The 24,971-nt window shown below is 61.6% G+C and carries 22 protein-coding genes and 1 tRNA gene; 12 read left to right on the top strand and 11 right to left on the bottom strand.

Annotation, left to right across the window (positions count from 1 at the left end; genetic code table 11):
* Positions 1-122: 122 nt before the first annotated feature.
* Positions 123-213 (top strand) — tRNA-Ser (locus tag Q9K02_RS03810).
* A 104-nt stretch (positions 214-317) separates the two neighbouring features.
* On the opposite strand, the gene Q9K02_RS03805 is transcribed toward Q9K02_RS03810, so the two are convergent.
* Complete coding sequence (locus tag Q9K02_RS03805) at positions 318-1,739, bottom strand: aldehyde dehydrogenase family protein (protein ID WP_305931694.1); 1,422 nt, start codon at positions 1,737-1,739, stop codon at positions 318-320.
* 140 nt (positions 1,740-1,879) lie between these two features.
* Between Q9K02_RS03805 and Q9K02_RS03800 the strand changes: the two genes are divergently transcribed.
* Both Q9K02_RS03800 and Q9K02_RS03795 read left to right on the top strand, forming a co-directional pair.
* A complete protein-coding gene (locus Q9K02_RS03800) occupies positions 1,880-3,016 on the top strand; it encodes an acyl-CoA dehydrogenase family protein (RefSeq protein WP_305931693.1) in 1,137 nt (378 codons plus the stop codon).
* A complete protein-coding gene (locus tag Q9K02_RS03795) occupies positions 3,013-3,744 on the top strand; it encodes an acyl-CoA dehydrogenase family protein (RefSeq protein ID WP_305931692.1) in 732 nt (243 codons plus the stop codon). Before Q9K02_RS03800 ends, Q9K02_RS03795 begins: the two co-directional genes overlap by 4 nt.
* Here the strand turns inward: Q9K02_RS03795 and Q9K02_RS03790 are convergent.
* A complete protein-coding gene (locus Q9K02_RS03790; protein ID WP_305931691.1) occupies positions 3,741-4,751 on the bottom strand; it encodes a helix-turn-helix transcriptional regulator in 1,011 nt (336 codons plus the stop codon). The genes Q9K02_RS03795 and Q9K02_RS03790 overlap by 4 nt on opposite strands.
* A 41-nt stretch (positions 4,752-4,792) precedes the next feature.
* Here Q9K02_RS03790 and cysD point away from each other — a divergent pair, with 41 nt between their 5' ends.
* Together cysD and cysN are read left to right on the top strand one after the other, a co-directional pair.
* On the top strand, positions 4,793-5,752 hold the full coding sequence (gene cysD, locus Q9K02_RS03785; RefSeq protein ID WP_305931690.1) for a sulfate adenylyltransferase subunit CysD: 960 nt from the start codon (positions 4,793-4,795) through the stop codon (positions 5,750-5,752).
* On the top strand, positions 5,752-7,659 hold the full coding sequence (gene cysN, locus Q9K02_RS03780) for a sulfate adenylyltransferase subunit CysN (protein ID WP_305931689.1): 1,908 nt from the start codon (positions 5,752-5,754) through the stop codon (positions 7,657-7,659). Before cysD ends, cysN begins: the two co-directional genes overlap by 1 nt.
* Positions 7,660-7,886: 227 nt before the next feature.
* On the opposite strand, the gene Q9K02_RS03775 is transcribed toward cysN, so the two are convergent.
* A complete protein-coding gene (locus Q9K02_RS03775; RefSeq protein WP_305931688.1) occupies positions 7,887-10,001 on the bottom strand; it encodes a peptidase domain-containing ABC transporter in 2,115 nt (704 codons plus the stop codon).
* A 1-nt stretch (position 10,002) separates the two neighbouring features.
* Positions 10,003-11,235, bottom strand: coding sequence for a beta-barrel domain-containing protein (locus Q9K02_RS03770; RefSeq protein ID WP_305931687.1), 1,233 nt, complete (start codon positions 11,233-11,235; stop codon positions 10,003-10,005).
* A gap of 272 nt (positions 11,236-11,507) precedes the next feature.
* Here Q9K02_RS03770 and Q9K02_RS03765 point away from each other — a divergent pair, with 272 nt between their 5' ends.
* Positions 11,508-12,116, top strand: coding sequence for a LuxR C-terminal-related transcriptional regulator (locus tag Q9K02_RS03765; RefSeq protein WP_305931686.1), 609 nt, complete (start codon positions 11,508-11,510; stop codon positions 12,114-12,116).
* A 116-nt stretch (positions 12,117-12,232) separates the two neighbouring features.
* Here the strand turns inward: Q9K02_RS03765 and Q9K02_RS03760 are convergent, their stop codons facing one another.
* Both Q9K02_RS03760 and Q9K02_RS03755 read right to left on the bottom strand, forming a co-directional pair.
* Complete coding sequence (locus tag Q9K02_RS03760; protein ID WP_305931685.1) at positions 12,233-12,382, bottom strand: hypothetical protein; 150 nt, start codon at positions 12,380-12,382, stop codon at positions 12,233-12,235.
* 96 nt (positions 12,383-12,478) lie between these two features.
* Complete coding sequence (locus Q9K02_RS03755; RefSeq protein ID WP_305931684.1) at positions 12,479-14,677, bottom strand: ATP-binding protein; 2,199 nt, start codon at positions 14,675-14,677, stop codon at positions 12,479-12,481.
* Positions 14,678-14,979: 302 nt separating this feature from the next.
* Here Q9K02_RS03755 and Q9K02_RS03750 point away from each other — a divergent pair, with 302 nt between their 5' ends.
* Genes Q9K02_RS03750 through Q9K02_RS03740 form a run of 3 tightly spaced genes read left to right on the top strand, consistent with a single transcriptional unit; the run spans position 14,980 to position 19,117 of the window.
* Positions 14,980-17,043 (top strand): HAD-IIB family hydrolase, encoded by a 2,064-nt coding sequence (locus Q9K02_RS03750; RefSeq protein WP_305931683.1) that lies wholly within the window; start codon positions 14,980-14,982, stop codon positions 17,041-17,043.
* Positions 17,040-18,179 carry a hypothetical protein gene (locus tag Q9K02_RS03745; protein ID WP_305931682.1) on the top strand — a complete coding sequence of 380 codons (1,140 nt, stop codon included), beginning with the start codon at positions 17,040-17,042 and terminating at the stop codon, positions 18,177-18,179. Before Q9K02_RS03750 ends, Q9K02_RS03745 begins: the two co-directional genes overlap by 4 nt.
* Positions 18,176-19,117 (top strand): glycosyltransferase family 2 protein, encoded by a 942-nt coding sequence (locus Q9K02_RS03740; protein WP_305931681.1) that lies wholly within the window; start codon positions 18,176-18,178, stop codon positions 19,115-19,117. Before Q9K02_RS03745 ends, Q9K02_RS03740 begins: the two co-directional genes overlap by 4 nt.
* On the opposite strand, the gene Q9K02_RS03735 is transcribed toward Q9K02_RS03740, so the two are convergent.
* Positions 19,024-20,418 (bottom strand): glycosyltransferase family 4 protein, encoded by a 1,395-nt coding sequence (locus Q9K02_RS03735; protein ID WP_305931680.1) that lies wholly within the window; start codon positions 20,416-20,418, stop codon positions 19,024-19,026. The two genes, Q9K02_RS03740 and Q9K02_RS03735, sit on opposite strands and share 94 nt — an antisense overlap.
* 69 nt (positions 20,419-20,487) lie before the next feature.
* Between Q9K02_RS03735 and Q9K02_RS03730 the strand changes: the two genes are divergently transcribed.
* The 3 genes from Q9K02_RS03730 to Q9K02_RS03720 all read left to right on the top strand — a co-directional run bounded on the left by Q9K02_RS03730 (position 20,488) and on the right by Q9K02_RS03720 (position 22,688).
* Entirely contained in the window at positions 20,488-21,039 is a 552-nt protein-coding gene (locus Q9K02_RS03730) for a Crp/Fnr family transcriptional regulator (RefSeq protein WP_305931679.1), read from the top strand.
* Complete coding sequence (locus tag Q9K02_RS03725; RefSeq protein WP_305931678.1) at positions 21,036-21,851, top strand: sulfotransferase family protein; 816 nt, start codon at positions 21,036-21,038, stop codon at positions 21,849-21,851. Before Q9K02_RS03730 ends, Q9K02_RS03725 begins: the two co-directional genes overlap by 4 nt.
* 63 nt (positions 21,852-21,914) lie before the next feature.
* Entirely contained in the window at positions 21,915-22,688 is a 774-nt protein-coding gene (locus Q9K02_RS03720; protein ID WP_305931677.1) for a Crp/Fnr family transcriptional regulator, read from the top strand.
* Here Q9K02_RS03720 and Q9K02_RS03715 read toward each other — a convergent pair.
* The 4 genes from Q9K02_RS03715 to Q9K02_RS03700 are packed head-to-tail and all read right to left on the bottom strand — an operon-like array spanning position 22,685 to position 24,738.
* Complete coding sequence (locus Q9K02_RS03715; RefSeq protein WP_305931676.1) at positions 22,685-23,230, bottom strand: DUF421 domain-containing protein; 546 nt, start codon at positions 23,228-23,230, stop codon at positions 22,685-22,687. The genes Q9K02_RS03720 and Q9K02_RS03715 overlap by 4 nt on opposite strands.
* Positions 23,223-23,810 carry an urea carboxylase-associated family protein gene (locus tag Q9K02_RS03710; protein ID WP_305931675.1) on the bottom strand — a complete coding sequence of 196 codons (588 nt, stop codon included), beginning with the start codon at positions 23,808-23,810 and terminating at the stop codon, positions 23,223-23,225. The genes Q9K02_RS03715 and Q9K02_RS03710 overlap by 8 nt, the downstream gene beginning before the upstream one ends.
* Positions 23,807-24,508 carry a guanitoxin biosynthesis heme-dependent pre-guanitoxin N-hydroxylase GntA gene (gene gntA, locus Q9K02_RS03705; RefSeq protein WP_305931674.1) on the bottom strand — a complete coding sequence of 234 codons (702 nt, stop codon included), beginning with the start codon at positions 24,506-24,508 and terminating at the stop codon, positions 23,807-23,809. Before gntA ends, Q9K02_RS03710 begins: the two co-directional genes overlap by 4 nt.
* Positions 24,505-24,738, bottom strand: coding sequence for a hypothetical protein (locus tag Q9K02_RS03700; protein ID WP_305931673.1), 234 nt, complete (start codon positions 24,736-24,738; stop codon positions 24,505-24,507). The genes gntA and Q9K02_RS03700 overlap by 4 nt, the downstream gene beginning before the upstream one ends.
* Positions 24,739-24,971: the final 233 nt, after the last annotated feature.

Genomic DNA, 24,971 nt, shown 5'->3' with positions numbered 1-24,971 from the left:
CACAAAGCGGAATAGGCCGCCGCCACTTCGGCTTGCGATTCCCACCCGTCACCGCTAGACGCGCGCCTTCCCGGATGCCCTGCCGCGTTCAAGCAGCAAAGCGGCAGCGCGAACGGGAATGCGGAGCAGTGGCCGAGTGGTCGAAGGCGCACGCCTGGAAAGTGTGTATACGGTAACCCCGTATCGAGGGTTCGAATCCCTCCTGCTCCGCCATTTTCTCGCTCGACCTTGCCGGCCCAAAGCGACAACGCCAGCAGCAACGATCCTTGCGGCGTTGCTGCTGGCGAATGTCGCGGTGTGGGCGAAGCCCGGCCTGCTCAGACGACCGCGTCGCGCTTGACCGTGATGACCTGCGGGTAGGTGAATTCCTTCAGCCCGTCGACGCCGTATTCCGCGCCGAAGCCCGACTGCTTGTGCCCGCCGAAGGGCGAGAAGGGCGAGAGGTGCATGAATTCGTTGATCCACACCGTTCCGGTTTCGAGCTGCTCGGCAATCTCGACCCCCTTGTCGGTATCCTTGGTCCAGACCGCACCGGCGAGGCCGTATTCCGAATTGTTCGCCCGCTCGATGACTTCGTCGATACTGTCGAACTTGAGCAGCGGCATGACCGGACCGAACTGTTCCTCGGCCACGATCCGCGCGTCTTCGGGCGGATTGTCGAGGATGGTGATCGGCACGTAGTAACCGGTACCGGACGGATCCTTGTCGCCACCGGTCAGGAACTTGTAGCCATTGTCCTTGGCGTCCTGGATCAGCTCCAGCACGCGATCGTACTGCTTCTTGTTCTGGATCGGGCCGACGCCAGTCCCCTGCTGCGATCCGTCACCCACGACCACGCTCTTGGCATATTCGGCGATCGCCTTGCTTAGATCGTCGTAGATGTCCTTGTGGATGTAGACGCGCTTGGCAGCGATGCAGACCTGGCCGGCGTTGGAAAAGCTGGACCAGAACAGCTGCTCGGCCACCTTCTCGACATCGGCATCGGGCAGCACGATCGAAGCATCGTTACCGCCGAGTTCCAGCGTGATTCGCTTGAGGTCGCCCGATGCGCCCTCCATGATCTTCTTGCCGGTCGCGGTCGAGCCGGTGAAGGTGATCTTGTCGATGTCGGGGTGTTCGGTAATCAGGGGGCCGAGGCTGTCCTCGCCGGTGATGATGTTGACCGTCCCGGCAGGCACGACATCCTTGATCAGTTCCGCGATCCGCAGCGTCGTGAGCGGCGTGAAGGGCGAGGGTTTCAGCACGATAGTGCACCCCGCGACCAGTGCAGGGACGATCTTCTGGATCGCCATCATCACCGGGAAGTTCCACGGCACGATCCCGCCGACCACGCCGACGGGAACGCGGCGGGTGCGGCTGAGGCGCTGCTCGTCATCCTGGTTGATGACGTCGTCGAGCGTCAGGGTCGACTGCGCCGCGGCAAGACCGGCGGCGCCGTAGATTTCCTGCTGGGCCTGCGCATGCGGCTTGCCCTGCTCGCTGGTCAGCAGGCGGAACAGCTCGTCGGCATTGTCCTTGATCGCGGCGGCGATGCCCTGGACAACCTTCTGGCGTTCTTCCGCGCTCGTCTTCTTCCATTCCTTGAACGCGCGCCGCGCGGCGGCGACGGCACGGTCGAGCTCGTCCTTGCCGCAGGCGGGGACGCGGGCGATCACCTGCTCGTTCGCGGGGTTCACCACGTCGAGCCATTGGCCATTGTCGACCATCTCGCCGTCGATCAGGTTTTTGTAGTCGGTCATGGGGTCTCTCCTCGGTGGTCTTGGGGTGGGTCTGGGGGACTCGTCTCTCTTGCCGATACACTGTCGGGATTCGTTGCTCGTTGCAACGGGTCTTGCGATGCGGCAGCAAATTGGTGAGAGAGGAAGCGAGAGGAGAGCGCGTGCAGACCTTCGCCACCGAAGCGATCGAATGGCCCGACAGCGCCCGGCGCTTGCGCGAGCAGGTGCGCGCGCTCGTCGCCGAGCACGGCGAGCGCGATCCGGTCCGCCGCGCCAACAGCTGGACCAAGGCGGACCCTGCTTTCAGTCGCAAGCTGGGCGAGGCGGGCCTGCTCGGCATGACCTGGCCGAAGGCATACGGCGGGCACGAGCGCGACCAGCTCGAACGCTATGTGGTGATCGAGGAGCTGCTGGCGGCGGGCGCGCCGGTGGGTGCGCACTGGATCGCCGACCGGCAGAGCGGGCCTCTGCTGCTCAGGCTCGGTAACGACGAATTGAAGCGTCGCTGGGTGCCCGCCATCGCGCGGGGCGAGGCCTTCGCCTGCATCGGCCTCAGCGAACCCGGCTCCGGCTCGGACCTCGCCTCGGTGCGGACCTCGGCGCGGCGCGACGGGGACGGGTGGGTGATCAACGGCCAAAAGGTCTGGACCACCGGCGCGCATGTCAGCCACTTCATGATCGCGCTGGTTCGGTCGGAGGCGGGCAGCGAAAGGCAGGCGGGCCTCTCCCAGTTCGTCATCCCGATGGATGCGCCCGGCGTTACGGTAAAGCCGATCATCGACCTCACCGGCGCGCACGAGTTCAACGAGGTCTTCTTCGAGGACCTGCGCCTGCCCGCCTCCGCCCTGCTGGGCGAGGAGGGCCAGGGCTGGCGGCAGGCCACCGCCGAGCTCTCGCTCGAACGCTCGGGGCCGGAGCGGTACCTCTCCTCCATGGTCCTGTTCCTCGAACTGGTGCGCCATGCCGGAGCGCATCCCGATCCCGCGGTGCGCGACCTCGTCGGGCGGCTGGCGGCGGAGGCATGGACACTGCGCCTGATGAGCGCCTCGGTCGCCGCCAAACTGGCGCACTGCGAGGATCCGGCGCTGGAGGCGACCATCGTCAAGGATCTCGGTAATTCCTACGAGCAGGCGATCCCAGAGCTGGTGCAGGCGGCAGTCGAGATGGACCTTGCGGGCGAGGACGCGCTGGCCCGCGTGACCGCCTACCTGCTGCAGGTCTCGCCGAGCTTCTCGCTGCGCGGGGGGACGCGGGAAATCCTCAAGGGCATCATCGCGCGGGGGCTCGGGCTTCGATGAACGACACCCGCCGCATGCTGGCCGAGATGGCCGATCCGCTGTTCGCCGAGCTGGGCGCAGGCGCGACGATGGAGCGCGACTGGGCGCGCGTGGAAGAGCTGGGCCTGCCGCAGATTCTCGTCAGCGAAGCGGACGGCGGCTTCGGCGGCACCTGGGAGGACGCGCTGGTCGTGTTCCGCCTGGCAGGCTTCCACGCCCTCGCCCTGCCCTTGCCCGACGCGATCATTGCCACGCGCGCGGACGAGGGCAGCGAAGCGCATTTCCAGCTCGGCGCCTTTGCGCGGACCGCGCAGATCGCCGGCGCGCTCGACGCCGCGCTCGGCCTCGCGGTGGCGTACGTCAACGAGCGCCAGCAGTTCGGCCGGCCGCTCGGCAAGTTCCAGGCGGTGCAGCAGAGCCTCGCCACGTTCGCCTGCGAGGCGGCGGCGGCGAATTGCGCGGCCATGGGCGCGGCGCAGGCACTGGACCGGGGCGATGCGCGCTTCGAGGTCGCCGCTGCCAAGCTGCGCGCCAATCGCGCGGTCGGCATCGGCACCACCGTGGCGCACCAGGTTCACGGTGCGATCGGCTTCACCCGGGAATACGGCCTCCACGAGCTGACCCGTCGCTTGTGGCAATGGCGCAGCGACTTCGGTGGCGATGCGCACTGGAGCGGCATTCTGGGCGACGCGGTGATCGCGCGCGGGGCGGATGCCTTCTGGCCCGACCTGACCGCACGGACCGACTAGGCCAAAGCCAGCACGCCGGTGAGAATGTTGCGCACCAGATCGACCTGCCCGCGCGCGCCGGTCTTGGCGTAGATTTTCTTCGAGTAGTAGCGCGCCGTTTCCACCGTCAGCCCGTGCTGCGCCGCCGCTTCGGCGATCGACAACCCCTGCGACAGCGACCAGGCCAGCCTCGCCTCCGCCGGGGTCAGGTCGAACAGGTCGGCCAGCTGTTCGTGCCGGTCCGCGCTGGAGGAACGGTCGCCGCGCAAATAGACCATCGCCACCGCCCGGCTGTCGCCCGCCAGCGATTCGACGTGGACCGGCGAGACCAGCACCTCGATCCAGGGATCGCGGCTGAGGTTGAGCGCGCGCGGTCGCGCCCGCCGATCCGCCGCGCAGTCACGCAGCAGCGCGGTCAGTTGGCGGTCGATTGTCGGTAAGGATGGGGTGAGCCGGTTGTAGGGCCCGCGCCGCAACGCGCCCGAGCGGGCCAGGAAGCGCTCGGCCTGCGGGTCGCACTCCACAATCCGGCACCGCTCGTCGAGCGCGATCCAGCCGAAATTCATGCGGCTCAGCGCGTCGGCACTCAGCGAGGCGCGGGCTTTCTCGCGCTCTAGACTGGCGAGGACGCGCAGGGCGACCCGCAGATAAGGCACGAGCGCTGTCAGCAGGCTCGAGTGTTCGGCGTCCAGCTCCCCGCCCACCAGCGCGATCCACGCCTCGATGCCGATTTCCTCGCTGAGGCGCAGGGCGCGCAGGTCTTTCCCCTGCTCCATCGAGAGTTCGGTACCGGAATAGACCCGCCCCTCGCGCATGTCGGCATGCAGCAGCTCCGCCTCGCCGGCCAGCTCGCCATCGGACAGGATGAGCGGATCGCGCGCACCGGGCAGGCGCAGCTTCAGGACCGTCGCCGACACACCCGCCACGCGTCTGAGGCGTCGCAGGAACGTGCCCCACATCGGCTGTTCGAACACGCCGTCCTGCAACGGCACCAGCAGCTCGATTTCGCCCAGGTTGGGAATGCGCATGCTCGTTCGATAATACCTCCCATTTGGGAGGTCCAGCGAATTTGCGAACCGCTACCTCTCGGGTCCGTAAAGGAGTTCCGATGAGCGACGCGAAAACCCTCACCCATCTCCAGCGCCTCGAGGCCGAGAGCATCCACATCATGCGCGAAGTGGTTGCCGAGGCCGAAAAGCCGGTGATGCTCTATTCGATCGGCAAGGACAGCGCCGTGATGCTGCACCTGGCCAAGAAAGCGTTCTATCCTTCGCCGCCGCCCTTCCCGCTGCTCCACGTCGATACGACCTGGAAGTTCAAGGACATGTACGCGCTGCGCGAGAAGAGCGCGCAGGATGCGGGCATGGAGCTGATCGTCCATCAGAATCCGGAAGCCAAGGAACGCGGCATCAACCCGTTCGACCATGGCCCGCTGCATACCGATATGTGGAAGACCGAAGGGCTAAAGCAGGCGCTCGACAAATACGGCTTCGACGCGGCCTTCGGCGGCGCCCGGCGCGACGAGGAAAAGAGCCGCGCCAAGGAGCGCATCTTCTCCTTCCGCACCGCCAGCCACGGCTGGGACCCGAAGAACCAGCGCCCCGAACTGTGGAACCTCTACAACGCGCGCAAGAAGAAGGGCGAGAGCATTCGCGTCTTCCCGCTCTCCAACTGGACCGAGCTCGATATCTGGCAGTACATCATGGCCGAGAATATCGAGATCGTGCCGCTCTATTTCAGCGCGCCGCGCCCGACCTTCGAATATGAAGGCGGCCTGTTCATGGCCGACGATCTCGACCGGCTGGAAAAGGTCATGGGCTACCGCCCCGAGACCACCGAGAAATCCATCCGTTTCCGCACGCTGGGCTGCTTCCCGCTGACCGGCGCGGTCGAGAGCGAGGCTGCCACCCTGAGTGAGGTGGTGCAGGAGATGCTGCTGACCACCACCAGCGAACGCCAGGGCCGCGTGATCGACAAGGACGCGGGCGACGCGTCGATGGAGAAAAAGAAGCAGGAGGGGTACTTCTGATGACCGAACCCGTTTACCAGACCGACGCCCTCATTGCCGAGGACATCGACGCTTATCTCGAGCAGCACCAGAACAAGTCGATGCTGCGTTTCATCACCTGCGGCAGCGTGGACGATGGCAAGTCGACCCTGATCGGCCGCCTGCTCTACGATTCGAAGATGATCTTCGAAGACCAGCTCGCCAGCCTCGAAGCCGACAGCAAGCGCGTCGGCACGCAGGGGCAGGAGATCGATTTCGCCCTGCTGGTCGATGGCCTCGCCGCCGAGCGCGAACAGGGCATCACGATCGACGTCGCCTATCGCTTTTTCGCGACCGAGAAGCGCAAGTTCATCGTCGCCGACTGCCCGGGCCACGAGCAATACACGCGCAACATGGTCACCGGTGCCTCGACCGCCGACCTCGCCTGCATCCTGATCGATGCGCGCAAGGGCGTGCTGGTGCAGACCAAGCGCCACAGTTTCCTGTGCCACCAGCTCGGTATCAAGAACCTCGTCCTCGCCGTGAACAAGATGGACCTGATCGGTTACGACCAAGCCAAGTTCGATGCGATTGTCGCGGACTATGAAGAGTTCGCCAAGAGCATCGGGATCGAGAGCTTTACCGCCATTCCGATCTCGGGCCTCGCGGGCGACAACATTACCGCATCTTCGGACAACACGCGCTGGTACGATGGCCCGACGCTGGTCGATCACCTCGAAGCGGTCGAGGTGCGCAGCGCAGCCAATCTCGCCAAGCCTTTCCGCATGCCGGTACAATGGGTCAACCGCCCCAACCTCGACTTCCGCGGCTTCAGCGGGCTGATTTCGACCGGCAGCGTCAAGCCCGGGGACACGCTGCGCTCATTGCCCTCGGGGAAGACGAGCAAGGTCAAGTCGATCGTCACGATGTCGGGCGATCTCGACGAGGCGATCGCCGGCCAGTCCATCACCATCACGCTCGAGGACGAGATCGATTGCTCGCGCGGCGACGTGCTCGCTGCCGCCGACAACCCGCCCGAAGTCGCCGACCAGTTCGAGAGTACCATCGTTTGGATGGACGACGAGGCGCTGGTGGTCGGCCGCGCCTACTGGCTCAAGCTCGGCACGCAGACGGTCAGCGTGACTATCGCCGAGCCGAAATACGAGATCGACGTCAACACGATGGACCATCTCGCCGCGCAGACGCTGCATCTCAACCAGATCGGCGTGTGCGAGATCACCACCGACAAACGGATCGTGTTCGATCCCTACGATGAGAACCGCGCGCTGGGCGGGTTCATTTTGATCGACAAGATCAGCAATCGCACGGTCGGCGCCGGCATGCTGCACTTCAGCCTCCGCCGGAGTCAGAACGTGCATTGGCAGGCGACCGACATCACCCGCGATCATCACGCCGGCATGAAGAACCAGACGCCGCGCGTGCTGTGGTTCACCGGCCTGTCCGGCTCGGGCAAGTCGACCATCGCCAACGAAGTCGAGAAAAGGCTGGCGATCATGAACCGCCACACCTTCCTGCTCGATGGCGACAATGTGCGCCACGGCTTGAACAAGGACCTGGGGTTCACCGAGAGCGACCGGATCGAGAATATCCGCCGCATCGGCGAGGTCGCAAAGCTGATGACCGATGCCGGGCTGATCGTCTTGACGGCCTTCATCAGTCCGTTCCGGGCAGACCGCCAGCTGGTACGCGACATGATCGACGCGGGCGAGTTCATCGAAATCCACGTCGACACGCCGCTGGAGGTCGCCGAGGCGCGCGATGTGAAGGGGCTCTACAAGAAGGCCCGCGAGGGCAAGCTCAAGAACTTCACCGGCATCGACAGCCCCTACGAGGCACCAGAGGATCCCGAAATTCGGGTCAACACGGTGGAGATGAGCCCGGAAGAGGCGGCCGATTACATCATCGGCAAAATCCTGCCGCTCAAATAGCGCTACAACGAAAAGGGGCGCCTTACCGGGCGCCCCTTTTCCGATCTGCTTTCAAGTCGGCGATCAACCCGGGCTTTTCGGACCCGATCCGTCCGCAGCTACGACCAAGAGCGTTCCGAACGCGTCATTGTGCTTGCGATCAATCCGATAGATGGCCCGTCAGACTGCGATCCTGCCACCATACATGGTAGGCGAGCCTTCGCCGTGAATTGGTGCTTCGGCGCGGATTAGGCGCCCTCTCCGTGCCATTCGGCCATCGCTCCGCCCATCATTACCAGCGTGCGATCGGCCGCTTCGATGGTTTCCTTGCGGTGGGCGATGATCACGCGCGTGATGCCCATGGCGGAAATCGCTTCGTTCACCTTCCGCTCGTGGCGGGCGTCGAGATGCGCGGTGCCTTCGTCCATAAAGAGGATCTTCGGTTGGCGGTACAGGGCACGCGCCAGGATCACGCGCTGCTTCTGCCCGCCCGACAGCGTCGAACCCATGTCGCCGATCAGGGTCTCGTATTGCATCGGCATCTGGATGATGTCGTCGTGGATCGAGGCGGCGGTCGCGGCGGAAATGACCCGCTCCATATCGATCTCGTCGTCGAACAGCGCGATATTGTCGGCCAGCGATCCGGCAAACAGGCTGTCTTCCTGCAGCACCGCAGCCGTCTGCGAATGGAAGCTCTTGTAGCCGAAACGATGCAAGGGGATGCCGTCGATCAGCACTTCGCCGCTTTCCGGCTCCACGAGGCCGAGCATGACCTTGAGCAAGGTGGACTTGCCGCCGCCCGAGGGGCCGGTGATCGCCACGTGCTCACCCTGCTCGATGGTCAGGCTGACACCCTGCAACACCATCGGGTCGCTCGACGAATAGCGATAAAAGATGTTGCGCATCTCTATCTTGCCCTTCAGCTCGGTCACCGCATCGGTGCCGGGCTGGAAGCTGCGGTCTTCGGGCGAAAGAGCGATGTCCGACAGGCGCTCCAGGTGCAGGCCGAGCATCTTGAAGGCGATCGCCTGGTCAATCAGCGCGGCAGACTTGCTGATGAACTGTCCCTTGTAGGCGATATAGGCGAAGACCATGCCGACGCTGAAGCCCGCGCCGTCGATCACGAAACCGACTGCCAGCCAGATCGTGATGATGTTCTCGATCCCGAAGATGAGCATGTTGGCCGTCGATTGCCAGATGCCGATCCGCGCGAGCCGGACATTGGAATTGACCGCATCGGTCAGCCGTGTCTGCCACAGCGCATGGCGCAGCGCCTCGCGCCCGAACAGGCGCAGGGTCACCATGCCCCGCACGGTTTCGATCAGCGTCGACTGTTCCTTGCCCTTGGTAATGATGCTCGCTTCCTGCGCCTCGCGCTGGAAGGAGAAGCTGATCGCGCGCACCAGCGCGTAGAGGCCGAAAGCCACGATCGCGATGAAGGCCAGCATCGGGCTGTAATAGAACATTACCGCCAGCGTCAGCAGCGCCATCACCCCGTCGACCAGCGCGGCGACCGCGCCCTGCGTCAGTAGCGACTGGATCGGGGTGATCGACTGGAACCGCGACAGGACATCGCCCGTATGCCGCTTCTCGAACCATTCCACCGGCAGGCGGAACAGGCGGCGCGCGATATTGGAAGCGAGCGAGAAACCGATGCTGGTGCCGGCGTTGAGCAGAACGAAGGATCGCAGCAGGCTGGCCATCACATTGATGACCGTGAACAGGCCGAACCCCAGAGCAAGCACCGTCAGCAGATCGTTGTCGAGCGCGGGCAATGCGCTGTCGATCGCAACCTGCATGTAATAGGGCGAGGCGAGAACGAAGGCCTGCAGCACCAGGCTGAGCAACAGGATCTGCGCCAGCGACCGCTTCAGCCCGGTCATACTCTGCCAGAGCTGCGAGAGATTGAGCCGTTCGCGCAGCGACTTGCGATCGAAATCGCTGCTCGGGCGCAGTTCCAGCGCCACGCCGGTAAAATGCTCGGACACTTCCGGCAGCGGCATCCAGCGCGAGCGGCCGTCGGGATTGTGGATCAGGGCCTTGCCGCCCTTTACCGCCTCCAGCACCACATAGTGGTTCATGTCCCAGTGCAGCACCGCCGGCATGTGCAGATTGCCGAGCTCTTCCAGCGGCAATTTCACCGCGCGCGGGGTGAGGCCGATCTGGTCGGCAAGATTGATTAGCGCGCGAAGCGGGGCGCCGCGCAGCGATGGCGAGTATCGCCGCCGCATGGTGCCCAGATCGATGTCCAACCCGTGATAATTGGCAATCATCGTCAGGCTGGCGAGGCCGCATTCCGCCACCTCCGTCTGCCGGACGAGGCGCACGCGGCTGCGGGTCGTAAGGCCGAGGTCGAGTTCCATCCTAGCGGTTCCGCACTGCAAACAGGGGTTCGAACAGCCACTCGATCAGCGACTGGTTCTCGGTCACGATCCGGGCGGTCAGCGACATTCCCGGCACCAGTTCCTCCATCCGCCCGAAAGCCGATATCTCGCTCGCCGCCAAGTCCACGATCACGGGATAGACCGAGACGACCGCTCCGTTCGGCAGTGCCTGGCTGATCGCGCTGGAGGATACGGTGCGGATCGTGCCGGTCACCGTACCGAAGCGCTGGTAGGGGAAAGCATCGACTGCCAGCCGCACTTCCTGACCAGGCTCGACGAAACCGATGGCCTGGCTGGGCACCGCGAGTTCGGCCCGCAATGTCGAGCCTTCGGGCACGATCGCCATGACCGGCGATTGCGGACTGACGAGCTGGCCCGCCCGCATGGTCAGGGCCGTCACCCGGCCCGCGACCGGCGCGGTCAGCGCATAGGATCGCGCTCCGGCGTTAGAGGCGGCCTGCTGCGCCACCTGCGCCCGCGAGGCCGCGATGCTGGCCGCCTGGCTTTCCGCCTGCGCCGAGATGCCTGCGGCACTGTTGGTCAGCTCCGCCAGCGTCGCCCGGCGCGACGTGAGCGATTGCTGGAGCTGCGACAATTGCTGACGACGGGAAAGATAGACATCTTCCCGCGCGCGCAAGTCCTGCTGGCTGATGAAGCCGCGCTCCGCCACCCGTCGGGCCCGTTCGAGATCGGCCTCGGCCGAATTGACGAGGTCCCGCTGGAGCGCGATCTGCGACTGAAGCTGGTCGATCTCGGTGCGCAGGCCGGCGGCCTGGACGGAGATCTGGCTGCGCTGGGCGGACGCCGTTCGCTGGGTCGCAGTCAACTGGGCAAGCAGGCTGGCGTCCTGCTGCGCGATGGCCTGTTCGGTCATCGCCAGTGCGGACACGCCGGATGCACTGTCTTCTTCGGCGCGGATGGCCACCAGCGTATCGCCCATGTCGACCGATTGCCCGTCCTCAACCAACATTTCGGTGATGACGCCGCGCCGGTTGGGTACGATCGACGCGACACCCTTGTCGGGCACGATCGTACCGGTAACGGTCTCGACCCGCGCATAGCTCGCCAGCGAAAGGAAGATCAGCGCCGCTGCAAGGCTGCCGAAGATGAGATAGCCGATCAGCTGCCATTTGACCGGGACGGCAATGGCCACCTCGCCCGACAGGCGATCCTTCTTCTGTTGCAGAGCCTCCGTGCGGAAGAGCTGTGTCATGAACCCGAAATTCCCCCGCGCCTTTGTCCCGGTGCGCCTACTGTCGATCAGTATGCCGCCCTGCTGATTTCAGCAACGCGCGACTGCGGGCAACAGTATGAATGTACTATCCCGCAATCCGCTGGACGGCAGAAGGCAAACGGTGGTCATGATTTCAGTCGTCAACCGATAGTCGTCATGTGCTATGGTCATAGGCACATACCGATGCATGATTGCGGGAGTTTGAAGTCGTGAGAGTGCAACGCAGACCGATGGACAATAGACCGGCCAGAATGATGGTGGCGGATGACCATCCGATTTTTCGCGAAGGTATCAGCTCGATCCTGAAGAAGCTCGATCCCGAAGCGAAGATCGACCAAGCGGGCACCTATGAGGAAATGCTTGAGACGGCCGAGGCCGGCTACAGCCCGAACCTTTTCCTTTTGGACCTGCGCTTCCCCGGAATGGATATCGAAACGGCGGTACCCCAACTAAGGCGCAAATTCCCGCTGGCGTCGATCGTCGTCATCTCGATGGCGGACGACAAGCGATCGACCGATAACGTGATGGCGTGCGGTGTCGACGGCTTTATCAGCAAGGCCGCTACGCAGGACCAGATCCGCGAAGGTATTGCCGCAGTGATGGAGGGGGAATTCGTCAACGTCAGCGTCGGTAGCGGCCTGGCGCAAGCCGCTTCGGTATCGCAGTTCTCGCGCCTGACACCGCGCCAGATGGATGTGTTGCGCGGCATCGCCGATGGCCATTCGAACAAGCAGATCGCCAAGGATCTCGGTATATCGCCCTTCACGGTACGCATTCACGTTTCGGCGCTGCTCCGCGAATTACGCGTGGAGACCCGTACAGCGGCAGCGGCCATGGCGATGAAATACGGGGTGCATTGAGCCATTCGCGGCCTTGAACCTGCGGCACCGAATTTGATCCCGCCCAAAAGAAAAGGGCCGCTCACGAGCGGCCCTTTTTACTTGGACTTACCTCTTGGAGCCGAATTGGCTCGAGCTCACCAAGGCGGCATCCAGTTGAGGATGTCTTCCGGACCCGGAGGAGGAGGCGTCACGACGGGCGTATCGGAATCGGTTTCGTCATTGCCACCGACTACGAGTTCGACTTCGTCTTCGATCAAAATTTCACCAGTCATCGTCTTATCCATCGCGTCCTCCTGATTGCGAATCTGATCCCCTTGGACAAGACCAACATGGGTTTCTCCGGCCTGCCTTGCACTAGTCAATATGCACTACTTGCGGTTTTATTTGGGCCCCTCGCCTGTCCTCATGGCCATCAGCGCGGACCGCAATTGGGCTGCTCGCAAGGGCTTGGTCAGAACCAGCCCCGAAAAATCTGGCAACTCCTTTTTGATCTGATCGGGATGACGTCCTGAAAGAATGGCAATCGTGGTGCCGTTCGCGCGAATCTGCTCCAGTGTCGCCAAATGATCGGCAAGGGTCTCGTCGTCGCCGAAATCGAAATCGGTAAGAAGAACGGCCTCGGTCACGTCATCGGTCGGAGGTCTGAAGGTCGTGCTTACATCGCAGCCCCATTGGCTCAGCACTCTCACCGTCGCTTCGACCAATTCCGGATCATCGTCCGCGATACGGACCGACAATCCTGCAAGAGGAAGGGCATTCCTGGGTCCGGGGGCTGCAGGCTCCGGGAGGGCATCGGTCACCCTGAGGCCGCCGATGACTGCCGATGTTCCCCTGCCCTCTTCCGATTTCAGCGTGAATTTCAGGTCGAGCAGCGAAGCGAGGCGGCTGACGATCGAGAGACCAAGCCCCTTGTTGTCGCTCCGCATCAGCGAATTGCTCCCGCCGCGATAAAATTCCTTTTTGACGAGCGCGAGATCGGATTGCGAAATCCCCTTGCCGGTATCCACGACGTGTATCGCCATCCGCCCGCGCACACGCCGACACCCGACGACGATCCGCCCGCCGCGCGAATATTTGATCGCATTCGATACCAGGTTTTGCAGCATGGTGCCGATCAGCGCCCGGTCAGTCAGCACCGTGACATCGCAGGGGACGAACCGGATCTCCACTCCTGCTTGCTCGGCCGCCAGCGAGTTCTGACCATCGATCTTGGCCAGCAGCTCGTTCATCGAAACGGCCTCGATGTCCGGTTGCAAGGCGCCGCTTTCGATCGCGGCGATATCAAGTAGGACCCGGAACATCCTGCTCGCATTGTCGACGGACCACGAGATCTTGGCCACCATATCGCCTTGCTGCGCTGAAAGCTGGGTCTGCTCGAGCCGATCGGCCAGCAATCCGATCGCGTGGATCGGCTGGCGCAAGTCATGGCTGGCCTGGGCCAAAAATCGCGATTTGGATTCCGCCGCCTCGCGATAGGCGCGCGCTGCGTGCCCGCTCTTCTGCCAGAGCCGTCCGATCATCAACACAGCCAGGAAAACGACAGCGGCCGAACTTTCCAGGTAGATCAGCCCTGCTTCGAGGATCGTCGGTGCTATGATCAAGCAAATGATACTGGCGAGCAGCACGGTGCGTCCAACCGCAGGTGTCAGAAACAGCCAGGCGGCGGCCCCACACAGAGCGACCAGAAATGCAGGGAGCCAGTCGATGTAAACCGGCGGGCCATTGAGAAGGGTCTCGGTCGCCAGCAAGGTGATAACCGGCTTCGGCGTATAGAAATCATGGGGTGTCGCTACATAATCGCGCCTAGGGTCGGTAACGAGGCCGATCACTACCGTTCGCCCTTCAAGAGCGGGCCGAACATCTCCACCCTGCAAAACGGAACCTGCACTTATCAGCGGCACCGTTTCCGGATCGTAGCTGACGTCGATATTGAAGATGTTCTCGCCCGGCCGGCTGCCATCTGCCAGCAGGTTCGTCACCGAGGGGTAGACGCCGGTCGCAGCGCTGGCGGTGTAGACCGTCCAGACAGGAGCAGGCGAGAATGTCGCTTTGACCGGCATGACTGCCGGAATGGTTGCGGGGCCCGGCAATGCATCTCCGGCAAGGGCGACCTTGGAATATTCGACTTCCGGGGGGGGCAAGGAACTGGCACTCAATTCCTGCCGGTCGTCGGTCGGCAAACTGGTTTCCCAGATGGGATCGGATGTGAAGCGGCCAAGCGCTCGCGCAAGAACGTCCGATCGCTGCGTTTCTCCCGGATCGAGATGTTGGTTTTCCACCACCAATTGCGCAGGGTTCGCGGAAGCGATCCGATCGAGGAGCGCCGCCAGTTGTTCCGGCGTCCACTCGCCGTCGGGAGTGGCTGCAATGGTCGCGTCATCGACCGCAACGACCACCCCATCCCCACCGTAGGGCTTCTGGTTGATATGTGCCGAAACGATGCTCTGCATCCAGTCGTAGGGAGCAAAGACCTGCAATGGCGCGATCAGGGCGAAAAGAGCCGCGACGGTTGCAAAGAACACCTTCTCACGGCGCGACGAGCTGCGCAACAGGGATGTTTTAGCCGAACCTGATGCCATTCTCTGCGCGAAACCCCCGCTTGCCTATCGGGCGCGAGCGGATCGCCCACCCAACGGCTATCTATCCTCGGCATCAATGCCGCAAATAGTGCCATTGCACTAGTTGGGCGGCGAGGACTGCAAATCCCGGGCTTCGCCGCAGGGGCAGAGGCAACCGCCCCGAGACCAACGACAGGTGAACGCCCACACAGGGCTGCGCAATTCGAATACTAACCCGTGCAATCCCAACCAACATTAGTTGGTTAAGGTGCGATTGCCAGCCGGCCTTTGTTTGACAGTGTAAGTCACCAAGGGGACCACTGTTGCATATCGTATCGCTCGCACTCGGCGGCTGCCTGAAGGCCGAACCGGTTCGGTATGGCCTAACCGAGGACACCGGCGGACATATTACTTACATTCTCGGCGAGATGGAGGCCCTGTCCCGGCGTAGCGACGTGCGGATTGCGGAAATTGTGACGCGGCGTTTCGATGCACCCGACCTTGGCACGATCCACGCGGAAGCAGTAGAGCAGGTAAACCCGAAACTATTCATTACGAGGATAGACAGCGGAGAGCCAAGCTACCTCGCGAAGGACGCCCTGAGAGCGGATCGCGAAGCTTTTACGCAAGCGTTGATCGCGGAGTTCCGTGCGCGCAAACGCTTGCCCGATCTGATCCACGCTCACTTCGCCGACGCCGCCGATGTTGCCATCGCTGTCGAGCAAGCACTCGGTATCCCCTTCATCTACACGGCTCACTCCCTGGGCCTCGACAAACGCGCGGCCATGGCGGATCATTCGAGCGCCCTCGAAGCTCGCATTGCCGAAGAAGACCGGGCAATTGCGAAAGCGCGCGCCGTCGTCGGATCCTCCCGGGACGAGTGCGAGCGCCAGCTTGCTGCCTATCCTTCGGCAAGATTGGGGAAAATAAACCGGCTGATACCGGGCATTGATCGCGAACTCGCCAAGGATCGCCTTTCTTCTGCAAACGACCTTATCGCGCCGTTTTTGCGTGATCCGAAGAAACCCATGGTTCTCGCGATAGCGAGACCGGTGCACAAAAAGAACCTCGTCGCTCTAGTCGAAGCTTTCGGTAATTCCGCCACTTTGCGAGAAAAGTGCAATCTGGTGGTTCTTGCCGGCCTGCGAGACAGTCTCTCAAGCGGAAATCTCGAGCAGCAGCAGGTGCAGCGTGCGTTGGTCGAAAGCGTGGATCGCCATGATCTTTACGGATGCGTCGCCTATCCCAAATCGCACACCAGGGAGGAAGTAAAGGCGCTCTATTCCTTGGCGAAACGCACCCACGGGGTCTTTGTCAATCCGGCGTTGATGGAGCCGTATGGCCTGACCCTGGTCGAAGCCGCAGCCCAAGGCCTGCCGGTCGTCGCTACGAAGGTTGGCGGCCCGCAGGACATCGTAGCAGAACTCGATCACGGTCTGCTCGTCGATCCATGCGATACCAGCGAAATAAGCACAGCCATAGAACGTTTGGTGACGGACCGGTCGCTGTGGAACCGCTGTTCGCGCAATGCGCTCGTCAACAGTGCGGGGATGAGCTGGGATACCTACGCAGCCGGCTTTGCGTCGATTGCAGCTGAGATACTTCACGATGCAAAAAACGAACAGACGCCAGCCAAACTGCTGGTCAGCGATCTCGACAATACGCTCACCGGATGCCGCGCCGGTATCCGCCGCTTCGATAAGTTCATGCAACGCCAGAACGAGTTTGGCTTCGTAATCGCGACCGGACGCTCGATCGTCGAAGCTCGCCGCTTGGTACGGGACTGGTCTTTGCCCGTGCCTTTTGCGTGGATCACTTCGGTAGGAACCGAGGTCTATATGGAGGATGACCGCGGACTGACCCTCGACGAGGGTTTTGCGCGCCAAATCGCTGCGGGATGGGATGCGTCGTCTATCGACCGCATCCTTGCCGGGCACCCGGATCTCATTTTACAACCAAGCTACGAGCAACGCGATTACAAGCGCAGTTATTTTGTCGAAGATGCTGGCCGTGTCTCCAGGATCGAGCAGTTACTGCGGTCGGAAGGTGTCGCTGCCCGAGTGGTATTCAGCCACGGACGCCTGCTCGATATCTTGCCACCCAGGGCGGGGAAGGCTGCCGCCATGATGCACGTTGCGGAGCGTATCGGTGTGCCTTCTAGCCACGTTTTCGCTGCCGGGGACAGCGGCAACGATATCGATATGCTGACCACCTGCGAAAACGCCATCCTCGTTGGCAACCACGCCGAGGAACTGGCATCGCTTGCCGCGCGTCCCAACGTGTATCGCTCTCGCCGCGAAAACGCTTCGGGGGCGCTGGAAGGGGTCCTCGCTCACCATCGCGCCCGCCAGCGGCGTATGCGCCAACGCGAAGGAGTCCCGGCATGACCAAGAACGGGCCCGTCGGCTATTTCGTCCATCATCAGGGGCGCGGTCATGCCGAGCGTGCCGCATCGATTGCAAACGTGCTGGTCGAACAGCGCGGCGTGACGCTGTTCTGCGCCAAACCGGGAATTTTCCCCGACCTCGATGAAAGGGTCGAAGTCGTAAGGATACCCTCGCTATTCGAGGCGAACGGCGACGAGGCTCCGGCCATGGCTACCCTCGCAATGCCAGATACGGTACATTGCGCCCCTCTGGGGTGGCCTGCCATCACCTCGGCTTTCGCCGCCATCGCGAAATGGTTCGAGAAGGCTAGACCGGCATTGTTCGTCACCGACGTTTCGGCCGAGCTTGCGCAATTGGCGCGCCTTTGTTCGGTGCCCCATGTGGCCGTTCTGCAGCATGGCGAAAGGTCCGACCCGGGGCACCTGGCAGCGTACGATAGCGCCGTCGGACTATTGGCACCATTCGCAAAGGATCTGGAGCAGTCGGACAGGCTGGCGAACCACCGTCAGAAGACTCATTACGCTTCGGGCGTAGGCATAGACTGCGGGCACGAGCTTAGGAAAAACGAAGCTCGTGAGCGGCTTGGTCTCGACCCGAACCGGGAAGTTGTCCTCGTCATCGCTGGCGGCGGCGGCGAAGGCAGCCCATCCGCGCCTCTCACTCTTGGCGCGCGTGCGGAACCGGATGCTCAGTGGATCACGATCGGCTCGGTTCGTAGCGAATGGCATGAAACGCCACCTGGGAATCTCGATCATAGGGGATGGGTAGACAACCCACGCGAATGGGTCGCTGCAGCCGACCGGGTGGTTTCGTCTTGCGGCAACACCACCGTACACATGGTTCTCGCCTCCGGGAAACCCTGGGTAGTCGTTCCAGAATGGCGTTATTTCGACGAACAGTTCTGCAAGGCCGAAGTTCTCGATCGCGAAGGCTTGGCGGCGGTTTCGCGCCATTGGCCCTCTCATGCGCAAGCCTGGGAGAAGCTTTGGCGCGCGGCGCGCCTGATCGATGTCGAGCGACAACGCGTTCTCATCGACACGAATTCAGCCCAGAGTGCTGCGAACTGGCTGGACGATCTGTGTCGCGCGCTTTGGGCCGGAACGGGACAAAAGCCTCCGCTGGAGATCGTGGCGTGACCATTTCTGTTTGCACCTTGGCGCATGGCCGTGAGACGCATTTGGCCAATCTGGTAAAGGGCCTCAATCATTCCACCCGCCCACCGGGGGAACTGGTCATCGCCGTCATGCAAGAGACACGATACGAGCTTCCGGCATCCGGATTTCCCGTGCGCCAGGTCGTGCTCGGGAAAAGTGGCATATGCCTCGCCGAAGCGCGAAATGCCGCTGCGGCAAGGGCCTGCGGAGACCTGCTCGTCTTTCTCGACGTGGATTGCATTCCGTCACCTCGGCTTATCGAGGACTACTGCGCCGCTTCGGCCTTCAACGATGGAGTGTTGATGGGTGAGGTCGGATACCTGCCGCAAGGCGCGACCGAGCATGGCATCGATTACCGACGGTTCGAAATGCTGGCGGTAAAACATTCCGAGCGCGCCGGACCACCGCGCGGAATGGTCGGCCAGTGCGGCGATTACCGTTGCTTCTGGTCGCTCAATTTCGCCCTGCCCGCCACCACCTTCGAAGATATCGGTGGGTTCGATCCGCGCTATGTCGGCTATGGCGGCGAAGATACCGATTTCGGTCGTACGCTGGTGTCGAAAGACGTGCCCTTGTGGTGGGCCCGCGGCGCCAAGGCCTATCACCAATATCACAAACATCACATGCCGCCGGTTCACCACCTCGACAGCGTCTTACAGAACGCACAGATTTTCGCTGAAAAATGGGGCGAGCCGACGATGCAGCATTGGCTGCGCGCGTTCCGCCTGATGGGTCTGATCGAACCCGACGGTCGGGGGGGCTGGACCAAGCTGAAGGAACCGGAAGAGGCCGACCTTGCGCTGACCCGGCAGCAGGAACACCAGCCCTATGCGAGCAGCGCGCTGGTGCTCGATGCGTTGGAAGACCAGGCAAGGCGCGGTAGCGAGGCCAACCGGGCTCCCGCAATTACCGTGGCGTAGGAACGCTCGTAGCCAGCTATCATCGCCTGAATCGAAAGCTGCTCTTGGGCGCGCTGGCGGCAGGCGCTACGGTCGATGGTGTCGATCCCTTCGATCGCACGCGTCAATGCTTCGATGTCGCCTCCAGGCACCAGATGACCGCAATCCCCAAGCACTTCGGCCAGCGCCCCTCGATCGAAACCGACCACGGGCGTTCCGCAGGACAAGGCTTCGGCAGCGACCAGGCCGAATGGTTCATCCCATAAGGGCGTAACTATCGCGCCGCGCGCACCTGCAACCTCATCGCGCAATACCCCCCCTGAACGGTGGCCGTGAAATTCGATGCCGTCGACCAAATAGGGCTCGACTTCGGCTGCAAAGTATCCGGCATCTTCCACCGGCCCGAAAATCTTCAAACGTACACCAGCCTTTCTGGCTGCCTGGACTGCTTGGGCAAGCCCCTTGTTGGGAACGATCCGTCCGACCCAAGTGAAATAGTCGCCGATGGTTTCGCTCGGCCTCCAGAGTTCGGTGTCGATCCCATTGTACACGACTTCAAGCGCCTCGCAGCCTTTCCGGGACCATAGGGTATGTTGGTCGCGCGATGTCACGGTCGCCCCGATATTGGGAAAGGCTGAGCCAGCAAGGACAGCATCGAACATGGTGCCGAACGGTGGAACATGCTGAGAGGTGACACAGGGGACCCCGGCGTGAGCGCACCATTCGATAATTTCCGGGAACAGCGAATTGTTGTGGATCACATCGTATCCACCAGCACCGACCTGCATCAACACCCGCTCGAAAGCGTGGCGCTGATAGGCGGCGAGTTCGCGCGTTCCGCGATAAGTGCTCCACGGCAAGACTTCGTCATATGGTGCATCGCAAATAGGGACTAGGCATGGATCGTCCGAACCTTCGGCGGCAAAAAGGTCGACTTCGTGACCTGCAGCGCGCAGGCCGCGGCAAAGCATGTCGCAATGCGCTTCCATTCCACCACTGAACGGTTCGGCAATCGCGTGGCGAATATGTGCGAGAACGGCAATCTTCACGGCCGGGCTCCAGTCAATTTCGGCATGTATACCAAAACCGACTTGCTGCCGGTCTGGCGGCAAAGCTAACATTCGTGCAGCCGTCGGCCGAAAAGGCTGGAGAGTGGTTCGGTACATTCGACAGGAGATTCGATGAAGTCCGGAAGCGAACTCGAACGATACCCGAAGACCGGCCATTTCCTGGCAGGACGTCTGCGACACGACATGAGCGAGACGGAGAAGGCCGAACTCGAAGCTCTGGCCGCAAATGTTCAGACCTTCGAGAATGGCCATCGCCTCGTGGCGCGGGGTGATGTCTGCGAATGTTCGACGATGCTTGTGGAAGGATTCATGCTCCGCACATTGGAGAGCGAAGATCGCCGCTACGGAGTGAGTTTCCACGTACCGGGCGACTTTGTGGATTTGCACTGCTTTGCACTGAAACGGCTGGATCATAATATCGACTGCATCGGACCCGTGAGGGTCGCGCAGGTTCCGCATACGGCGATTGCACAGGTCATGCAGGAGAAGCCGCACCTTGCCCGCCTTTTGTGGTTTTCGACCCTGCTCGATGCGGCCATGCATCGTGAGTGGATAATGAAGCTTGAACAGCTGACGGCCCCCAAGCGCATCGGACATATCTTCGCCGAAATCTGGCGCCGCCTCGAAATGGTCGGCCTCGGCTATCCGGACGGATTCAACACCCCTCTCACGCAATCCGACATTGCCGATATGTGCGGCGCCACGCCAATCCATACCAATCGTGCGCTAGCCGAACTGCGCAAACAGGGATTGGCCGATTTCAAGCGCGGTGAGGTGCGTATTGCCGATCGCGAAAAACTGGAAAACTATTCCGGTTTCACGCCCGATTATCTTTACGGAGAGGGTGAGCTGTCCCTGCGGGAAGTCGGGTGAATCCGCGCAGCAACAGGTTTGTCTTCGTGGCCGGACTTCACAGAACGGGCACAAGTCTGCTCGCGCGGATGATCGGAACCCATCCACAAGTGTCTTCCATTATAGACTCGCCCGTTCCCGAAAACGAAGGATGTTATCTGCAAGGTGCAATACCGCACACGGCACTCGATGGTCGACCAGGATACTTCGCAACCAATCCGCACGAGCATCACACCGAGCACTCACCCTACAACACGTTGGAAACAAAGACGCGCCTACTCGCGGACTGGTCGCCCTGGTTTGCGGAGGAGAAGGCATGGTGGATCGAGAAATCACCGGTAAACCTGACCCGGATGCGGCTATACCAGCAGCTTTTCCCAACCGCACAGTTCATTGTCATTCTGCGCCACCCGCAGGTAATGGCCGCTGCGCTGGCCAAGTGGGACGATCGAGATCCGCAAGATCTCGTACGATATGCGCTGGATGCATACGACCGGATGGCCGCCGACCTCCCCTTTCTGCATTCTACCCTCGTGGTGCGCTATGAGGATCTGGTTGCAGATGCGACTTCGGTTTATCGATCCGCACTCGCCTTCCTGTCGCTTCCCGAACATGTCGCGGATCTCGCCGTGATCGATGGAAATCGCCGCTACAGCGTGCCCAAAGTCCTCGATCCCGATCTCGTCTCGCGAATGGAACGATGGGGGTACAGGCCCGGTGGGCAAACCGATGTCCTCCCGTCACTCTGCCGACATCCGCTGCGCGATGTACGCGAGGCGGTCGAGGCGGCTGGGAATCCTTCGGCGACGAAGAAAATCGGTGCGAGCGAATGAAAAGAACAGAAAGCTAACATCCGTCAATAGACGCATTTTGGCCGCTTTGCTTAATAGCGCGACATGGACGTAAAGACTGGAGACATCGGGCTCGGTCGTTTCCCTCTTACCGGCGATTTTTTGGCTGGCAGACTTCGGCGAAACCTCAGCCTCGATGATTTGACCTATATCGAAGAACTTGTCGAAAACGTGGAAGAGCACGAGGACGGGGCGCGCCTGCTTGAGCGTGGGGTCAAGACCGATCGCAGCACGATTCTTGTCGAAGGTTATATTTTTCGCACGATCGAGACCGCGGACAAGCGCTTTATCACCGGAGTTCATGTACCGGGCGATTTTGTCGATCTCCACGGCTTCGCGCTGAAGCGGCTCGACCACAATATTGACGCTGCCGGTCGCGTGAAAGTGGGCTGCGTCAGTCATGAGACGCTGCGGAACGTCATGCGCGATCGACCGGGCGTGGCCCGCGCTATGTGGTTTGCCACGCTGCTCGACGCTGCAATTCATCGCAAATGGATCCAGACGCTGGAGCAACTGGATGCCCCGCGGCGCATTGCGCATCTCTATTCCGAACTACACACTCGATTGGATCTCATCGGCCGCGGCGTGACGCGTGCTTTGCGCACGCCATTCACGCAATTCGACATGGCGGATATGTGCGGCGTCAGCGCGATCCATGCCAACCGTGCTGTCGGCAAATTACGCGAGCTGGGTATCGCCGAGATACGCAGGGGCGATCTATACACGAACGACTGGGCTTCACTGAAGGACTACGCGCAGTTCGATCCGGATTACCTATACGGCGACGGTCCGCTGAAGGTGAAAGAAGACTGGGACTAGCTTTCCAGCTCGGCGGGGCAATTGACGTCTGACAGGGCATCGGCATCGCGCCAATGTACGTCTTGGCGCGGTATCACGGACATCGTGCCGTTCGTTTCCAAGACAACCCAGTTGGCATCGGAATTCGCGGTAATTCCGGCCGCTCTCAAAGCCGTTTTGATCTCCTCCTCCGAAATCCGCGTACGTTTCATCGCATCCCGTAGGCAATCTCCCTTGTGGGTCAGCAGGGTAGGCTCCGCTTTGACAAGATCAGCGACCTTTTTGCTGCGTAGAACCATCTTCGTAGTGAAGAATTGACAGGCTGCGAGAACCAAGATCGCCGCTATAGCATCGACGGTGGTTACGTTGCGTAGCAGAATTCCGCTCGCAGCAAGGCTGCCAACGGCGACATTGATGATCCAGTCGAAATTGTTGAACTCACTCGTTGTCCGCTTGCCGACTATCCGGACCATGGCGATGATCAGAATATAGAACAGGAGCGAATTGGCCGAAATTTCAATTACCCGCTGCCAGTTCGACCAGAGATTGAGGCTCTCAGGCACCGGAGGTTACCGAGTAGTCGATAGGCTTGAAAGTTCCGCCATTGGAATCATAGGCCGAACAAGCAGTCAGCCCAATGATCAGGTCCATTTCGGCCCGGAACTCGATCTTGTCGCCGGCCCTTGAGGTTGGGGGTTTGACGGCTAGCAATCCGCTCTCGCCATCGACGGGGACATTCATGAAAATGTTGAATGCCGTCGGTATGGAATCCGGCATGATGCCGAAGGGCTCCAGCGCTTCGGCAAGGTTTCCGAAACATCCACGGTGAACCGGCTTGTCCGGGTAGAAATGCCGGAAGGTTTGTTCGGAGCATGGTGTCAGGAGGAAGTCATGGCGGTGCGCGGTATCAGCTGTGATCGTCAGCATCGGATTGGACCGGTTCGACCACAATCGGTTACCCCGCCCGATTTGGATGGTCTCCTCATAATCGAAGGTCCGCCCGTTCGAGATAACCTCTTTTGCATCCATCGCATTGTAGGCGACAAGGTCGGACACCTGCTGACCATCCGGATCGCAAACGGTCAGGATCGAGCCTCGCTCCATGGTAAAGGCAACTCCGCTTCGCGGTTCGATGCGTTTCATTTTCTCTCCGATCTTGGGTCCCGGAACGGGCACTCCCAGTCGTCATCCACCCTGCGACCGCTATACTGGCGCGCCTCGCTGCTTTCGCCGTGCCGGGCAAGCATGGGATTTACGTCCCCAGCCAGTTGGCGATCGCGCTCGAGAATGGATGCGCGCATCCGCTCGTATTTTCCTTCGGCGCGCAGTCTTTCGAATTGATCATGCAGGTTGAACACCATGGCGGGGTGCGAAAAGCGCCTAGCCGGCCGTGATGCTGCGGGATGCAGGCCAACCACGAAATAGGCCTGGCCTCCGAAACTCAACGAGAAATGCGGGTCGCCCGGATCGGGGCTGACCCCCGGGTCGTAAGGTTGGCCGAGCCAGTTGTCCTTATCCGCGAAAGATTGCAGCCTTTCCCACAAGAGCCGCTCGAAATCATTTTCGTCTAGGCGCACGGGTTGCGCGAAGATAACCGCGATGCTCCTGAGACCTTCAGGATCGTCGCGGTACGTCTCCGCCCAATCGATCAGCTTGTCGTGAATGCGCAGATCGTCCCATCCGCTGCACATGTCGAACGCGATCACAATCTCCAGCGAATTCTTCGCAAGCGCCGACTTTGCACCGACGCAAGGAAACGCCGCGCGCCGGATATGCTCACGAAACTCGTCGGCAAGGCGGGTAGCCAGCCGGTCTTCTACACCGAGCATTCCCGGTTTCATGCCGGCCCCGTTTCCGGCGTATCGAAGGTTGCGTCTTTCTGCCGGCCAGCCGTCCAATTGGCCTGCATCCGGACCCTGGGGTTTGGAGCGCACCAGATTTCGCCCGAACTGTCGAGCGCGGTAACCCAGATAAGGTTATGCTCCAGTCCATAGTCGATGACGGCAAACGCAAGGCCGTTGCCTTTTTCAAGGACCGTCACTGGCAGAGGAGAGTCGAGCTGAGTAAACATGGTTTCACGCAAGGGCCGGAGAATGAAAGTTTGGGCAATCGCTCAGTCATGCCTCAACGTTTGTCAGCGCGTTGAAGCTTTGACGGTCGCATAGCTAGGAAACGGATAGCCGGATGAGCGGGCCCGGAACTCACATCGGTTAGTGTGTCGGTGAGCGCGAACCAATCCCCGCTGTCGGAGCAGGTCGTCCTGACGAACCGATCCTTCCTTCGGGTTCTGACACGCCTAAATTG

It is taken from the genome of Qipengyuania profundimaris, assembly GCF_030717945.1.
GTDB lineage: Bacteria > Pseudomonadota > Alphaproteobacteria > Sphingomonadales > Sphingomonadaceae > Qipengyuania > Qipengyuania profundimaris.
The sequence above is the reverse complement of the archived record's forward strand: the minus strand, read 5'-3'. Positions and strand labels throughout refer to the sequence as shown.

Coding starts and splice junctions, on each gene's coding strand:
- Q9K02_RS03805 (WP_305931694.1), bottom strand. CDS start 1,739: ATGACCGACTACAAAAACCTGATCGACGGCGAGATGGTCGACAATGGC.
- Q9K02_RS03795 (WP_305931692.1), top strand. CDS start 3,013: ATGAACGACACCCGCCGCATGCTGGCCGAGATGGCCGATCCGCTGTTC.
- Q9K02_RS03790 (WP_305931691.1), bottom strand. CDS start 4,751: ATGCGCATTCCCAACCTGGGCGAAATCGAGCTGCTGGTGCCGTTGCAG.
- cysN (WP_305931689.1), top strand. CDS start 5,752: ATGACCGAACCCGTTTACCAGACCGACGCCCTCATTGCCGAGGACATC.
- Q9K02_RS03775 (WP_305931688.1), bottom strand. CDS start 10,001: ATGGAACTCGACCTCGGCCTTACGACCCGCAGCCGCGTGCGCCTCGTC.
- Q9K02_RS03770 (WP_305931687.1), bottom strand. CDS start 11,235: ATGACACAGCTCTTCCGCACGGAGGCTCTGCAACAGAAGAAGGATCGC.
- Q9K02_RS03765 (WP_305931686.1), top strand. CDS start 11,508: ATGATGGTGGCGGATGACCATCCGATTTTTCGCGAAGGTATCAGCTCG.
- Q9K02_RS03760 (WP_305931685.1), bottom strand. CDS start 12,382: ATGGATAAGACGATGACTGGTGAAATTTTGATCGAAGACGAAGTCGAA.
- Q9K02_RS03755 (WP_305931684.1), bottom strand. CDS start 14,677: ATGGCATCAGGTTCGGCTAAAACATCCCTGTTGCGCAGCTCGTCGCGC.
- Q9K02_RS03745 (WP_305931682.1), top strand. CDS start 17,040: ATGACCAAGAACGGGCCCGTCGGCTATTTCGTCCATCATCAGGGGCGC.
- Q9K02_RS03735 (WP_305931680.1), bottom strand. CDS start 20,418: ATGGCCATTCTCGAAGGTCTGAACATTTGCGGCCAGAGCTTCGAGTTC.
- Q9K02_RS03720 (WP_305931677.1), top strand. CDS start 21,915: ATGGACGTAAAGACTGGAGACATCGGGCTCGGTCGTTTCCCTCTTACC.
- Q9K02_RS03710 (WP_305931675.1), bottom strand. CDS start 23,810: ATGAAACGCATCGAACCGCGAAGCGGAGTTGCCTTTACCATGGAGCGA.
- gntA (WP_305931674.1), bottom strand. CDS start 24,508: ATGAAACCGGGAATGCTCGGTGTAGAAGACCGGCTGGCTACCCGCCTT.
- Q9K02_RS03700 (WP_305931673.1), bottom strand. CDS start 24,738: ATGTTTACTCAGCTCGACTCTCCTCTGCCAGTGACGGTCCTTGAAAAA.